Annotated in this window: 14 protein-coding genes, 1 other RNA gene and 1 riboswitch; of the genes, 8 read left to right on the top strand and 7 right to left on the bottom strand. The window is 66.8% G+C overall.

Features of this window, described 5'->3' with window-relative positions; translation table 11 throughout:
* Positions 1 to 17: 17 nt before the first annotated feature.
* Complete coding sequence (locus METH_RS02550; RefSeq protein ID WP_024088835.1) at positions 18 to 524, bottom strand: c-type cytochrome; 507 nt, start codon at positions 522 to 524, stop codon at positions 18 to 20.
* 118 nt (positions 525 to 642) lie between these two features.
* Between METH_RS02550 and METH_RS02545 the strand changes: the two genes are divergently transcribed.
* The gene (locus tag METH_RS02545) at positions 643 to 1,476 is read left to right on the top strand and encodes a prephenate dehydratase (protein ID WP_024088834.1); all 834 of its coding nucleotides are present in this window, start codon (positions 643 to 645) and stop codon (positions 1,474 to 1,476) included.
* 90 nt (positions 1,477 to 1,566) lie between these two features.
* On the opposite strand, the gene ffs is transcribed toward METH_RS02545, so the two are convergent.
* Together ffs and METH_RS02540 are read right to left on the bottom strand one after the other, a co-directional pair.
* Positions 1,567 to 1,665, bottom strand: an RNA gene (ffs, locus tag METH_RS22925) — signal recognition particle sRNA small type.
* A gap of 72 nt (positions 1,666 to 1,737) precedes the next feature.
* On the bottom strand, positions 1,738 to 3,597 hold the full coding sequence (locus METH_RS02540; protein ID WP_024088833.1) for a 5'-nucleotidase C-terminal domain-containing protein: 1,860 nt from the start codon (positions 3,595 to 3,597) through the stop codon (positions 1,738 to 1,740).
* Positions 3,598 to 3,933: 336 nt separating this feature from the next.
* Here METH_RS02540 and nudC point away from each other — a divergent pair, with 336 nt between their 5' ends.
* Positions 3,934 to 4,917, top strand: a complete 984-nt coding sequence (nudC, locus tag METH_RS02535; RefSeq protein ID WP_024088832.1) for an NAD(+) diphosphatase — start codon at positions 3,934 to 3,936, stop codon at positions 4,915 to 4,917.
* A 57-nt stretch (positions 4,918 to 4,974) separates the two neighbouring features.
* Positions 4,975 to 5,442, top strand: a complete 468-nt coding sequence (locus tag METH_RS02530; protein WP_024088831.1) for an SRPBCC family protein — start codon at positions 4,975 to 4,977, stop codon at positions 5,440 to 5,442.
* Between the two features lie 50 nt (positions 5,443 to 5,492).
* On the opposite strand, the gene METH_RS02525 is transcribed toward METH_RS02530, so the two are convergent.
* Entirely contained in the window at positions 5,493 to 6,371 is an 879-nt protein-coding gene (locus METH_RS02525; protein ID WP_024088830.1) for an alpha/beta hydrolase family protein, read from the bottom strand.
* Between the two features lie 70 nt (positions 6,372 to 6,441).
* On the opposite strand from METH_RS02525, the gene METH_RS02520 reads away from it, so the two are divergent.
* Positions 6,442 to 7,032, top strand: coding sequence for a TetR/AcrR family transcriptional regulator (locus METH_RS02520; RefSeq protein WP_024088829.1), 591 nt, complete (start codon positions 6,442 to 6,444; stop codon positions 7,030 to 7,032).
* 19 nt (positions 7,033 to 7,051) lie between these two features.
* Positions 7,052 to 7,272: riboswitch (cobalamin riboswitch) on the top strand.
* A gap of 110 nt (positions 7,273 to 7,382) precedes the next feature.
* Entirely contained in the window at positions 7,383 to 7,787 is a 405-nt protein-coding gene (locus tag METH_RS02515; RefSeq protein WP_052348753.1) for a hypothetical protein, read from the top strand.
* Positions 7,788 to 7,841: 54 nt separating this feature from the next.
* Here METH_RS02515 and METH_RS02510 read toward each other — a convergent pair whose 3' ends face one another.
* Entirely contained in the window at positions 7,842 to 8,384 is a 543-nt protein-coding gene (locus METH_RS02510) for a protein-tyrosine phosphatase family protein (protein WP_024088827.1), read from the bottom strand.
* Between the two features lie 195 nt (positions 8,385 to 8,579).
* Between METH_RS02510 and METH_RS02505 the strand changes: the two genes are divergently transcribed.
* The 3 genes from METH_RS02505 (at position 8,580) to recR (ending at position 11,931) form a co-directional block, all read left to right on the top strand.
* Entirely contained in the window at positions 8,580 to 10,397 is a 1,818-nt protein-coding gene (locus METH_RS02505; RefSeq protein WP_024088826.1) for a DNA polymerase III subunit gamma/tau, read from the top strand.
* A gap of 262 nt (positions 10,398 to 10,659) precedes the next feature.
* Positions 10,660 to 11,004, top strand: a complete 345-nt coding sequence (locus tag METH_RS02500) for a YbaB/EbfC family nucleoid-associated protein (protein WP_024088825.1) — start codon at positions 10,660 to 10,662, stop codon at positions 11,002 to 11,004.
* Between the two features lie 327 nt (positions 11,005 to 11,331).
* Positions 11,332 to 11,931: a recombination mediator RecR gene (gene recR, locus METH_RS02495; RefSeq protein WP_024088824.1), complete on the top strand. Its 600-nt coding sequence runs from the start codon at positions 11,332 to 11,334 to the stop codon at positions 11,929 to 11,931.
* 103 nt (positions 11,932 to 12,034) lie between these two features.
* Here the strand turns inward: recR and ltaE are convergent, their stop codons facing one another.
* Positions 12,035 to 13,084 carry a low-specificity L-threonine aldolase gene (ltaE, locus tag METH_RS02490; RefSeq protein ID WP_024088823.1) on the bottom strand — a complete coding sequence of 350 codons (1,050 nt, stop codon included), beginning with the start codon at positions 13,082 to 13,084 and terminating at the stop codon, positions 12,035 to 12,037.
* Positions 13,081 to 13,758, bottom strand: coding sequence for a peptide-aspartate beta-dioxygenase (locus METH_RS02485; RefSeq protein ID WP_024088822.1), 678 nt, complete (start codon positions 13,756 to 13,758; stop codon positions 13,081 to 13,083). The genes ltaE and METH_RS02485 overlap by 4 nt, the downstream gene beginning before the upstream one ends.
* Positions 13,759 to 13,767 lie beyond the last annotated feature (9 nt).

The following is a 13,767-nucleotide window of genomic DNA, read 5'->3' as shown; positions in this document are numbered from 1 at the left end:
TTTGACAGCGTTCCGGATCAGCCGTCCAGGCTGTCCAGATAGGCAATAAGGTTCACCCGGTCTTTTTGCTTTTTCAGGCCGGAGAACGACATGGTGGTGCCCGACGCATAGGCCGACGGCTTGGTCAGGAAGGCGTCCAGCGCCTCCGCGGTCCAGCTGCCGTCCAGGCCGGTCAGGGCGCCGGAATAACCAAAGCCGGGGGCGGCTGCGATGTCGCGGCCGACAACGCCATAGAGATACGGGCCGGTCGAGTTGGCGCCGTCTTCCAGCTTGTGGCAAGCGGAGCATTTCTTGAATACCTTGGCGCCTTTGGCAACGTCGGCAGAGGCCATCAGCTCTTCGAAGCTGACTTCCGGCTCGTCGCTGGCTGCGGCATCGGCCGAGGCGACTTCGATCACATAGGACGCCTCACCGTGGCTGTCCATGTGATACAGTGCTTCTGCGCCCCATTTGCCCAGAAGGAGAACCAGGAACGCGCCGCAGACGCCTGCGGTCGCTTTGGTGAGGGTCATCGTGTCAAACATGATCGCGAGTCCATTTAGCTGTCTGCGGGGGTGTCTAAGGCTTCCCCTTCAAAGTGGCAAGGTATAGACAGCGCGACGAAACGCCCAATTCTTGAAGTTTTGCACGGGGAACACACCCATGAGCCGCAAAATCGCCATTCAGGGGGAGCTTGGCTCCTACAGCCACGAAGCCTGCCGCAGCGCCCGGCGCGATCTGGAGGTGCTGCCGTGCCGCACCTTCGAGGACGCCATTGCAGCGGTCAAAAGCGGTGCTGCCGAACAGGCGATGCTGCCGGTGGAGAACTCAACCTATGGCCGGGTGGCCGACATCCACCGGCTCTTGCCGCACAGCGGGCTGCACATCATCGACGAGGCCTTTGTGCGGGTGCATATCAATGTGCTGGGGGTGCCGGGCGCCAGTCTGGAGGACATCCGCGAGGCGAAATCGCATCTGGTGCTGCTGCCGCAATGCGGGACTTTTCTGCGCGAACACGGCATCACCGGCCGGGTCAGCCCCGACAACGCGCGGGCGGCGCGGGATGTGGCCGAGGCCGGCGACAAACACGTGGCGGCACTGGCCAGCGAGCTGGCGGGCGAGATCTACGGGCTGGACGTGCTGGCCCGCCACATCGAGGACAATGGCGACAACACCACCCGCTTTGTGATCATGTCGCCGGAGCCGGACTACCGCCGCCGCGGCGCCCACAGCATGATCACCAGCTTCGTGTTCCAGGTCCGCAACATCCCCGCCGCGCTGTACAAGGCGATGGGCGGTTTTGCCACCAATGGCATCAACATGACCAAGCTGGAAAGCTATATGGTGGACGGATCCTTCACCGCCACGCAGTTTTACGCGGATATCGAAGGCCACCCGGAAGATCCGAATGTGCAGCTGGCAATGGATGAGCTGAGCTATTTCACCACCAATGTGGAAATCCTCGGCGTCTACCCGGCCGACAACGGCCGCTATTGAGGCGCCGGTTTCCGGCCCGGAAGAACCGGTTGTTCCGGGCCGTTTCCATTGCCTGAAAACGGCACCCTCGTTCAATCTGCGCGGGGAGTGAAGTGAGAGGCTGGACATCGACCCAAGCGGGGCTCGTTGTGGCTGCTTCCTTCCGGACCTGACCAGGTTGGCGAGGCGCCTGCCCGCGCCAACCTCTCGAATCCCGATATAAGCGCCGCCGCCGGGATTGGCAAGTGCCCCGCCTGCCCGGCCAGCCCGGTCTTCGGTGTTTTAAAGCCGCAGCTCCAGTTCCAGAAAGCCGCCGCTGCTGTGGCCGCATGGCGTCGCCAGCCCGGCAGGCAGTTCCTCGAGGTATCCGGCGGCCCCCGGCCCGGTCACCGCAACCGCGCTGGTGCCCGGCATCGGCGCCAGCTGCCAGGGATAAGGCGCCTCTGCCAGCGGATCAGCGGGCAGCCGCCCGGCGATATAATCGCGGATCGCCTCGCGGATCCGCATCGGCGGCAGCGGCAGTTCTTCGGCCTTCTGCAGCATTCCGAAGCTGCCGCCGCCGCAGACCCGGTAGCTGTTGACCGCAACCGCGAAACGCTGGCCGGGCTCCACCGGCCGGCCGTTCCAGCACAGCTTCCGGATCCGCCGGGCATCGGGGTTGATCCTGACGCCCGCGGCCGAGAACCGGGGCGGCTGCGCCGGGTCGATCTGATAGCTCAGCCCGAAGATCACATCGAAATTATGCCCAGCCCGCTGCGGGTCGGCCAGCAGCTGCCCGGAACTGCCCGGCGCGATCTGGCTGAACAGCCCTGCCGACATTTCCAGCCAGTCCAGCAGCTGGGCGCCGGTCACCGCGACCACCCGCAATTCGTTGTGGAAGATCTGCAGATCCGCAATATTGCGGACACAGAGATCCCCGGCCGCAATGTCGGTATAAAAATGCGGCCCGGACCGGCCGCCGAACTTGCTGGGTGCGACAGCCGACAGCAACGGCAGGCTTTGGGCGCCGGCGCTGTCAAGCATCGACCGCACCGCAGCGGCCTGGGCGCTGCCGACCAGCGCCAGGCCGCGGTCCGGCGCGAAGAAGGTGAAATAGGAATGCATCGCCACCGGGCTGAAGCCCGCCGGCTGGCGCATCCGCTGCAAGGTGCGGGCGTGGTCTTCTGCCAGCGCGCCTGCAAAATCAGGTTCCTCAGGCACCAGCGGCTGGGCGGCGCCGGTCTGCCGGTGGCGGCCCACCGGCTGCAGGCTGGCAGTGCCGCCGCCGGGCCGCCAGCCCCCGCAGCGATGCTCCAGCTCCAGCCGCAGAACCCCCAGATGCGAGCCATGCGCACCCGGCATCACGACGGGCTTGGCAAAGGGATGCGCGGGATCCGGCAGCGTCAGATGCGTGTGGCCGCCGACAACGGCGTCAATTTCCGGCAGAGCCGCAAGCCGCTCCAGTTCATTTTCGCCGCGGCCCGCGCCGGCCTTGCTGTCAATGCCGGTATGGGCCAGCGCCAGCACCAGGTCGCAGCCCTGCGCCTTCAGCTGGCTGGCCTGGGCCGCGGCGGTTTCCACGATGCCGCCTGCAGCCAATTGTGCCTGCAGGGCCTCGCCGCACCAGGCCAAAGTCTGCGGCGGCAGCACCGAAAACAGCCCGATCCGGACCGGCGGCAGCCCGGGCTGCCCCGGGATCTTGCGTTCCAGCACCGCCGAGGGCGCAAACGGCAGCCGCAGGTCCGGCTGCCGCGCCGTCAGGCTGGCGCAGAGCACCGGGCATGTCACGTCTTTCAGAACGCGTGCCAGCGCCTCCAGGCCGAAATCGAAGTCATGATTGCCGAGACCGACTGCATCATATTTCAAAAACCGGAATGCGCGGGCCAATGGATGCGGGCCTTTGGTGCCCGGCACGATGTCCCCCAGCGGCGAGCCCTGAAAGCCATCGCCGTTATCGACCAGAAGGCAGGCCGCGCCCAGGCGGCCGGCCTCAGCCCGGGCGCGGTTGATCAAGGTGGCCGCGCGGGACAGGCCGATGGCCCCGCCGGGGCGGTCGGCATAATAATCATGGCTCAGCAGATTGCAGTGCAGGTCCGTAGTGGCAAGCACGTGCAGCTGCCCGGTGACCGTCCGGGTTTGCGAGGCCCGCGCCCCGCTTGTCATGTGCGAAATTCCGTTGCCACTGCCTGCCGTTGCTCCTGCCCGCACCCTTTGGTGCCATTCTTGTTTTGCGGCTATTTGAATCAGCGCGTTAACGATTTGCAAGGAACCCTTTTGGCTGCATATGATTTTTTCCCGCTCCCGGTGCGTCAACGGCGCGGGCGCCGCCTGCCCTGTGGCAGAAAAGCTGCAATTCCTGCCCGGCAGGTGTGGCGGCGCAGCGACAGGCAAGCACGGATCACTGCCAATTGCTGGCAACGCCTGCGGCACACTGTCATGGATAGCAGTATCTCAGCCCTTGACCGCAGGGAAGCCGCCGCCAGCCAGAGGAGAGACGCAATGAAACACGCAGAACACGTGACCTTCGGCCGCGGCGGGCTGGAGCGGGCGGCGCATCTGCGCACCGACACCGCTGCCCTGGAAACGGCCTGGAACAGCCCGGAGGCCCAGGTGCTGCTGATGTGGCGCGGCAAGCCGCTGACCCTCCGCATCGCAGAAGACGGCCTGCCCTGCGGGCTGGGCTGGACCGCTCCGGCGCACCCGCTGGCCGCCAGCCGCCGGGACGCGGCGATTTTCCTTGGCCTGGCCCCCGGCGGCGCGCCGTGTTTTGCCTGCGATATCAGTGACTGGCAGCCCGAAGACCTGGACAGCGGGGCCCTGAGCAGTTTTGCCGATGCCAGCGAGCAGCAGCACCCTGATCTGGCCGCGTCCCATGTCTTTGCCGAGCTGCGCCGGGTCATGACCCGCCTGACGCCGCTGGAGGCGGAACTGGCCGCCACCGCCAAGGCGCTGCTGGCCTGGCACCGCAGCCACCGGTTCTGCGCAGCCTGCGGCGCGCCCAGCGGCATGGCCCAGGCGGGCTGGCAGCGGATCTGCCCCGCTTGCAAGACACCGCATTTCCCGCGCACCGACCCGGTGGTGATCATGCTGATCACCCATGGCGATGCGGTGCTGATGGGCCGCTCTCCCGGCTGGCCCGAGGGGATGTATTCGCTGCTGGCGGGATTTGTCGAACCGGGTGAGACGCTGGAGGCGGCGGTGCGCCGCGAAACCTTTGAGGAAACCGGCGTGCAGGTCGGGCCGGTCCGCTATCTGTCCAGCCAGCCCTGGGCCTTTCCGATGTCGCTGATGTTCGGCTGCGCGGGCGAGGCGCTGAGCACGGAGATCACCATCGACCCGGTTGAAATCGAAGACGCGCTGTGGGTCAGCCGCCAGGACATGATGACGGTCTTTGCCGGCGAACACCCGGTTCTGAAACCGTCGCGGCAGGGGGCAATTGCGCATTTTCTGCTTAAGAACTGGCTTGCGGACACGCTGGACTAGAGCGCATATTGCGGCAAACAGCGCGGCAGCACGGCGGCGCAACTGAGGCAGGCAAGCATGGAATTTCAGAGCAAAGAAGATATCGAAGCCCCGATTGCCGAAGTTTTTGGCGCAATCTCCGATTTTGACCTGCTGGAGCGCTCGGCCCTGCGGCGCGGCATCGACGTGCAGCGGACCGGCGATTCCGCCCATCCGGAGAACGGCCTGGCCTGGGATATCGGCTTCCGGTTCCGCGGCAAGCATCGCGACATCCGGCTGACGCTGGCGTCTTATGCGCCGGCTGCCGGGCTGGCGCTGACCGGCAGCGGCAGCGGCCTGGACGGCCGCCTGGAGGTCGAGCTGCTGGCGCTGTCGCCGCGGCGGACCCGGATGTCGGCGCAGCTGAAACTGGCCCCCACCACCCTGACCGGCCGGCTGCTGGTGCAATCCCTGAAACTGGCCCGCAGCAACCTCACCCGCCGGTTCAAGCTGCGGCTGGCCGATTATGCCCGGATCACCGAGGAACGGCTGAACCGCACCGCCTGAGCCTATCGCCTGACCCTATTGCTTGCCCCCGCCGTTATGCGGAGCGCGCGCTATTGCGGCGGCAGCAGCCGCGGCCACAGGGCGGCATTGTCGCGGGCAAAGGCGCCCAGATGGCCGATCCTCTTCACACCCATCTCCTGCGGCAACAGCACCGTCCGGCGTTGCAGCACATTGCCAAAGACGCCCCCCAGGCGCCAAACGGCCGCCGGCGGCACAACGTCATCATCCGCCATCGCAAACAGATCCACCGGCACGCCGGTGCTTGCCCATCCGGGCAGCGGCAAGGCCGCGCCGGTTTCCGGCAGGTAGCTGCCCGGCGTGGTGCACCAGCGCCGCCACTGCCAGTAAACCCCGGCGGGCAAATCGGCCCCGAACCCCACCGCACGCCCGGGCAGATAGCCCAAGGCACGGACCAATGGCGGCACATGGCCGAACCAGAAAGCCAGCGCCAGCGCGCGGTAGGGCCAGGGATGATCGTGGTGATGCACCAAGCCGCCCGCAACCACGATCATGCGGGCGACGTCCTTCAGGCCATCCTGCAGGGGCATCAGCATCGCCCCCAGAGAATGGCCGATCACCCACAACGGCACGCCCGCATAGTGCCGTTGCAGTTCGGCCCGGGCAGCTGGCTGATCTTCCAGCGCCCATTGGGCCATTGTCGCGCCGGAATGGCGCGGATGGCCCCGCGCCGAGTCTCCGAAATCCCGGTAGTCATAGGTCAGGCAGGCCACCTGCTGCCCGGCTGCCAGCCAGCGCGCGAAATGCCGGTAAAAGCGCTGCGGCACCCCGGTTGCGCCATTCAGCACCACCGCGGCCCGCGCCCGCCCCGCCGGGTGGTACAGCCGCCCGGCCAGCATCGCATCGCCTGCGGCAATGCGCAGCTCCTCCACCCGGATATCCGCGGTGTGTTCTGCATGGCTGTCCAGCATGGCACCCTCCTAGACCGATTGGTCTATTCCATCACTGGACCAATCGGTCCAATGCTGTCAACCTGCCGGTATGACTGACGTGACGACACCCTCTGCCGCCCCGGACGCCCCTGCCCCCACCCGCGAACGGCTGCTGCGGGCGGCTGCGGGCCTGTTCCGCAACAAGGGCTACAGCGGCACCGGGCTGGCGGAACTGCTGGCAGCGGCCGGAGCGCCCAAGGGTTCGCTCTACCACCATTTTCCCAATGGCAAATCCGACCTTGCCCTGGCCGCAGCGGATTGGGCGTCAGGGCAGATGCTGCTGCTGATAGAGGCGTCTTTCACGCCGGCGCCAACCTTCCGGGAGGGGGCCAAGACGGTCTGCTACAAACTGGCCAAGCTGTTTGACCAGCAAGGCAAATGGAGCGGCTGCCCGGTCTCTGCCACCCTGTTCGAAGGGCCGGAGAACGAGGCGTTCCACCAGCATGCCGCGCATCTGTTCGAGGGCTGGATAGCCGAGACCGCCCGCCACGCCCGCCGCCTCGGCCTGCCCGAACCCGAGGCCCGCGCGGCGGCCGAGAACTTCTATATCCTGCTGCAGGGCGGCTGGCAGCTGGCCCGGGTGCGGCGGCAGTCGGATGTGATCCGGGGGCTGTATTTGCAGCTGCAGAAAAACGATTGACGACTCGCGGAAGAAACCGCTACCGCTTGTGGCGATGGTTCCCGTGCCACAGAATCTTGTGTCCGGGATGAAAAGGGAACACGGTGCGGCCTGCGCATAAACAGGCCAATTCCGCGGCTGCCCCCGCAACTGTAAGCGGCGAGCGACCCCGATAGAGCCACTGGCCCGACAAGAGGCCGGGAAGGATCGGGAGAGCGACGACCCGCAAGTCAGGAGACCTGCCATCAGACGTGTAACTCGAACCCGGGCGGGGTGTCCGGACAGGGTCTGATGGCTGCGGCGGCTGTGATCCGTCTTTCATCCGAACTCTTGTCCCCATGACCCCCGTGCCACGCGCGGAGGGCGCAGATATGATGTGGACGGACCAGACGCATTTCTATGCGGCAACAGATTGCAAGTATTTGGGGCGGCCCTGCCCCGCAGCGGAGCGGATGATCGCCAAGCTGGCCGAGGCGATGACCAAGGCCAAACCGCTGACCCAGGAGGATTTCGAGATCACCGGCACCACCGCGCTGGACGGCTGCCCGCGCAACTGCCCGGCGCAGTTTGCTGCCAGCCATGACCGGATCCGGCTGTATTGCGGCGTCGGGGAAGAGGCGCCGCGCGAGGGGCTGGACCGCTTCGCCGATGCCATCCTCAGCCGTGACGGCACCGGCTTTGCCGCCTCCAAACTGGACACCCGCCCCTGCGCGCTGATGGAGGCGCTGCCGAAAACCGCTGCGGCGCGGCAGGCGGAACAGATGCTGGCGCTGTGAAACCTGAGCTTTGAGGGCAGTGCCGGACCCCGGGCGGGCGGAAGCCTATGCGGTCTAACCTGCCGCCTGCCCCGCGCAGGCCCAGTGCAGCTGCTCATCCGTTTCCACCGCGCAGGGCCGCACCGCCCGCAGCCGGGCCAGCGCCTGCGCCGGATCCTCGCCGCCTTCGATCATCAGCCGCAGCACCGCCATACCGGACCGCCCGCAGCCGCCCCGGCAATGCACCAGCACCCGGCCGCCGCCCGCCAAAGCCTGCCGTGCGGAGGCGCTGGCGGCCGGCCATTTCGCTGCCACGCCCGGCGGCGGCGCCTGAAAATCCGGCACTGGCAAATGCAGCCAGCGGCAAGCCATGCTTTGAAGATCAATCCCCAGCCGCGGCACGCCTGCGGCTGCGTGCTCGACCTCCGTGGTCATCGAGATGACCAGCCCCGGTTTCCACTGATAGATCTGAATCAGGTCATTGCGGTAATCGCCGCCGCCGCCGGGCAGCGGGCATAGCGCCAGAATACCGCCGCCTGCTGACAGCGCGTGGATGGTCAGGCCTGCCGGCGCCGCGCCGTCCTGCGCCCCAGGTCCCGGGATGTCTTCAGATCGCATACCGCCTCCTTAGCCGTTGCGTTCCTGCATTTCCCCCCGCAGTCCTATGCGTCCGCAGCCTAGCGGCTAAGCGGGCAATCCCAAAGCGCTTTTGCTGTCCCGGGACAGCCCCATCGGCGGTGGACGAACGGGCTGCGCTTCAATACCCTGCGCGGAACGCGGACGCCCCGCATCCCGAATCCGGCACGAGACATCATGAACGATACCCCCAGCGGCACCCCCGGCGCATCCGGCCACTCCCAATACCAGGTTCTGGCCCGCAAGTACCGGCCCGAAACATTTGCCGATCTGGTGGGCCAGGACGCCATGGTGCGGACGCTGAAAAACGCCTTTGCCGCTGACCGGATTGCCCAGGCCTTCATCATGACCGGCATCCGCGGCACCGGTAAGACCACCACCGCGCGGATCATCGCCAAGGGCATGAACTGCATCGGCGCCGACGGCCAGGGCGGCCCGACCACCGATCCCTGCGGCCAATGCGAGCATTGCACCGCGATCATGGAAGGCCGCCATGTCGACGTGATGGAGATGGATGCCGCCTCGCGCACCGGTGTGAACGACATCCGCGAGATCATCGACTCGGTGCAGTACCGCGCCGCTTCGGCCCGCTACAAAATCTACATCATCGACGAAGTCCACATGCTGTCGACCAGCGCCTTCAACGCGCTGTTGAAGACGCTGGAGGAACCGCCTGCGCATGTGAAATTCATCTTCGCCACAACCGAGATCCGCAAGGTGCCGGTGACGGTGCTGTCGCGCTGCCAGCGCTTCGATTTGCGCCGGATCGAGCCGGAGGTGATGATTGCCCTGCTGCGCAAGATTGCCGGGGCCGAAAACGCCCGGATCGCCGAGGATGCGCTGGCGCTGATCACCCGCGCCGCCGAAGGCTCTGCCCGCGATGCGACCTCGCTGCTGGATCAGGCGATTTCCCATGGCGCCGGCGAGACCACTGCCGATCAGGTCCGCGCCATGCTGGGCCTTGCCGACCGCGGCCGGGTGCTGGACCTGATGGACATGATCCTGCGCGGCGATGCGGCGGCGGCGCTGACCGAACTCAGCGGCCAGTACGCCGAGGGCGCCGACCCGCTGGCGGTACTGCGCGATCTGGCCGAGATCACGCATTGGGTCTCGGTTGTGAAAATCACCCCCGACGCGGCTGAAGACCCCACCGTCAGCCCCGACGAGCGCGCCCGCGGTCAGGCAATGGCCGATCAGCTGCCAATGCGGGTGCTGACCCGGATGTGGCAAATGCTGCTGAAAGCACTGGAGGAGGTGGCCGCCGCCCCGAACGCGATGATGGCCGCCGAAATGGCGGTGATCCGTCTGACCCATGTGGCCGACCTGCCCTCGCCCGAAGAACTGATCCGCAAGCTGCAGGACACCCCGCCGCCGCCGCCGCCGAATAGCCCCGGCGGCGGCGCACCGATGCAGGGCATGGGGGCGCCCGCTTTGGGGGGCGGCGGCGGCAGCGCACCGGCTGGGTACGGCGGCCAGGGCGGACCCGCTGGCGGCGCGCCGGTGGCGCAAGGCGGCTCCGGCCCGGTTGCGGCCCTGGCGCCGCAGGTCAGTTCCGCGCTGGCCCGCTATCCGTCCTTTGAACATGTGGTCGAACTGATCCGCACCAACCGCGACGTGAAACTGCTGGTCGAGGTTGAGGGCGGCGTGCGCCTGGTCTCCTACCAGCCGGGACGGATCGAATTCACCCCCTCGTCACAGGCGCCGCGCGATCTGGCGGCCCGGCTTGGCTCGGCGTTGCAGAACTGGACCGGGGCGCGCTGGGTGGTCTCCATCGCACCGGACGGTGACGCGCCGACCATTGCCGAGCTCCGCGACGCCGCCGAGAACGCCCTGCGCGAGAAAGCCGCCGCGCATCCGCTGGTGCAGGCGGTGCTGGAAAGCTTCCCCAAAGCAAAGATCAAGCGCATCCGCACAGCGCAGGAGCTGGCCGCCGAAGTCGCCGCCGAGGCCCTGCCCGAGGTGGAAGACGAATGGGACCCGTTCGAAGACGGGTGAACTCTGATGAAGCCGCGGTGCGGGACGCGCCCGGGCCTGGAACTGGGCCTGGGAAGCCACCCGGCGTGCCCGAGGAATGGCACAGCATCCGCCTGAAACGCTGCAGCCTCGTCGGCCTGAAGGCGGCAATGCGCCCTCCCGGGCGAAGGGCCGGGCGGTATGGGGAAACACGCCGGACCCTCTGCAATCCAACGCTTCCCCCTTGTTTCACGCCCCCGCCCCCCGTATCTACGCTGCAAACCGGAATCTCAGGAGATACCCCATGCTCAAAGGCCTCGGCGGCCTTGGCGATATGGCCAAGATGATGAAATCGGCACAGGAACTGCAGGGCAAGATGGCCCAGATGCAGGAAGAGCTGCACAATGTGATGGTGACGGGCGAGGCCGGCGCCGGCCTGGTCAAGGCCACGGCGTCCGCCAAGGGCGACCTCAAGGGCCTGGATATCGACCCGTCGATCTTCAATGGCGATGACAAGGAAGTGGTCGAGGACCTGATCCTGGCCGCCATCAAGGACGCCCAGGCCAAGGCCGCGGAAAAGGCGCAGGAAGAGATGGCCAAGCTGACCGAAAGCATGGGTCTGCCCAAGGACATCAAGCTGCCGTTCTGAATGCTGCCAGCGATGCCAGACCAAAGGCGGCCCGCCATGGGCCGCCTTTTTCCTTGCGGCACAGCTTCCTTTCGTGCCTCTGCGCATTTCCAGCCGGAACGTCAGGCAGCACTGACCGCTGCACAGTGCCTCGACCCCGGTCAGCCGGGCATTACGCCCCGGTGCCCGCCGGCTCAACTTACTGGCGCAGACAGCTGCCTTCCTGTTTTCAAGGCGCACGCCCTGGCAGGTCCCGCGGCAAAACAAACCCTGAACATATTGCGGCCCTGCCCTTGCGCTTTGCTGCTGCAATCAGCCTATATGGCACAGCAGACAAAGGCCCGAGGCATGATCAGAAACTCCACCAGCGACATCGAAGACCTGATTGCCCTGATGGCCAAGCTGCCGGGGCTGGGCCCGCGCTCGGCCCGCCGTGCGGTGCTGCATCTGATCCGCAAGCGGGCGCTGCTGCTGACCCCCCTGGCCGATGTGATGACCGAGGTCGCCGCCACCGCGCGCGAGTGCCTCAACTGCGGCAACATCGGCACCCGCGAGATCTGCCCGCTTTGCACCGACCCGGAGCGCGCCAATGGCGAGCTGTGCGTGGTCGAGGATGTGGCCGACCTCTGGGCGATGGAGCGGGCGTTGGTGTTCAAGGGCCGTTACCATGTGCTGGGCGGCACCTTGTCGGCGCTGGATGCGGTGGGACCGGAGGATCTGCGCATTCCCCGGCTCGTGGACCGGGTGGCAACCGAAGGTGTCAGCGAAGTGATCCTGGCGCTCAACGCCACCATCGACGGCCAGACCACCGCGCATTACATCGCCGACCAGCTGCAGGGCCAGGTCAGGCTGACCTCGCTGGCCCAGGGCGTGCCGATCGGCGGCGAGCTGGACTATCTGGACGACGGCACGATCTCCGCAGCCCTCAGGGCGCGGAAGGAAATCTGACGGCGCGTCCGGACGTCGAAAATTCTTCAAAGAATTTTGGCCGGAAAATTCGAATTTTCCGGAGCCGCGCCCGCCAAGCGCGGGCGCGGCCTTCCCCGGCATTTCAGCCGTAGAAGCTTTTCAGCCCTTGAACCGCGCAGTCCAAAGCGCCGTCATCGACGTCTTTGTGCAGCACCATGCGGATCGCGCCGGAGCTGCCGCCGCCGATCACCGCGCCCCTGGCTGCCAGATGCGCGCGCAATGCGTCATTGCGCCCGTCCCCCGGCGTGAAGAACACCATGTTGGTGGCCTGCGATACCTCGCCCGCCCCCAGGCTGCGCAGCTCCCCGGCCAGTTCCCCGGCCCGCGCGTGATCCTCTGCCAGCCGCGCCACGTTGCGGTCCAATGCATAAAGCCCGGCCGCGGCCAGCACCCCGGCCTGGCGCATACCGCCGCCCAGCATCTTGCGCCACCGCCGCGCCCTGGCGATCAGATCCCCCGGCCCCGCCAGAACCGACCCCGCAGGCGCGCCCAGCCCTTTGGACAGGCAGACCGAGATCGTATCCATCAACCCGGCCAGCTCTGTTTCGGCACAGCCCAGCGCCACCGTGGCATTAAAGAACCGCGCCCCGTCCAGATGCACCGCCAGCCCGGCGCCGCGTCCCGCATCAGCCGTTGCCGCCATATCCGCCAGCGGCACTGCCAGACCGTTGTGGGTGTTCTCCAGCGACAGCAGGCGGCTGACGGCCAGATGGCTGTCATCCGCCTTGACCGCCCCGGCGACCGCGCCGGGGTCCAACGCGCCGTCTGCGCGCACCGGCACCGGGCACAGCGAAACCCCGCCCAGAACCGAGGCGCCGGCGGCCTCGTAGGCATAAACGTGATACTCCGCGCCCAGGATGATCTCTTCGCCGCGCCGGCAATGGGCCAGCAGCCCCGCCAGGTTGCTCATGGTGCCGGTGGGCAGGAACAGCGCCGCGTCCTTGCCCAGACGTTCGGCCAGCACCGCCTCCAGCCGGTTCACCTGCGGATCTTCGCCATAGACGTCATCGCCCAGCTCCGCCGCCTGGATTGCCTGCATCATCCCCGCATCCGGCCGCGTCAGCGTATCGCTGCGCAGATCACAGATTGCGGCCCCCTTGCCCGCCCCCGCCAGCCCAGCGTACCGGCTCATGCCGTCACCTGATCATAGGCCAGCGCCGCCACGACGTGGACGCGCCGGGTCTCGCCGCCGTTCAAGGCGGTGTGATAGCCGCGGGTATCGGTGAAATAGACCGAGCCATCGGCCGGCAGATGCGTGACGTGATGATTCACGATAAACAAGGCGCCGGGATTGGTGATTACCGGAATATGCAATCGCGGTTCCGGATCGCGGTGCCAGGAGTTGCAATTGTACAGCCCCTTGGACAGCACCCGTGTGCGCCCGATCGGAAAACGCTTGGCCAGTTCTGTATGCACATGCTCTAAATAGGTGCCTTTGAACTTGGGATTGAACTCGGAAAAATCCACTTCCGGCACCAGCTCCTCGCGCGGCTCCTCGACATAGCGGCCATCGGCGCGCAGCCAGTAGCGGCCCGAAAGATCATTGGCGGTCCATTCGGTCTGCCCGGGGCGCCGGGTCAGCGGCAGAGCGGCAAAGCCCTGGTCCTGCAAGCCGCCCATGAAGGCCTCGCGCTTCAGGCACTCCTCCAGCGCCGCCTGCAGCTTTTCGATGTCAAACTGCATCTCCAGCCGCTGGATGCCCGGCCCGGGCACAAACTCCGCCACCGAAGCCGACCCCGGCATGGTGCCCATAGCGCTGGTGACAGCCTGCACATCGGCGTCGTTGATCTGTGGCTTAAAACTCATATTGCGGGC

Source organism: Leisingera methylohalidivorans DSM 14336 (genome assembly GCF_000511355.1).
GTDB lineage: Bacteria > Pseudomonadota > Alphaproteobacteria > Rhodobacterales > Rhodobacteraceae > Leisingera > Leisingera methylohalidivorans.
The sequence above is the reverse complement of the archived record's forward strand: the minus strand, read 5'-3'. Positions and strand labels throughout refer to the sequence as shown.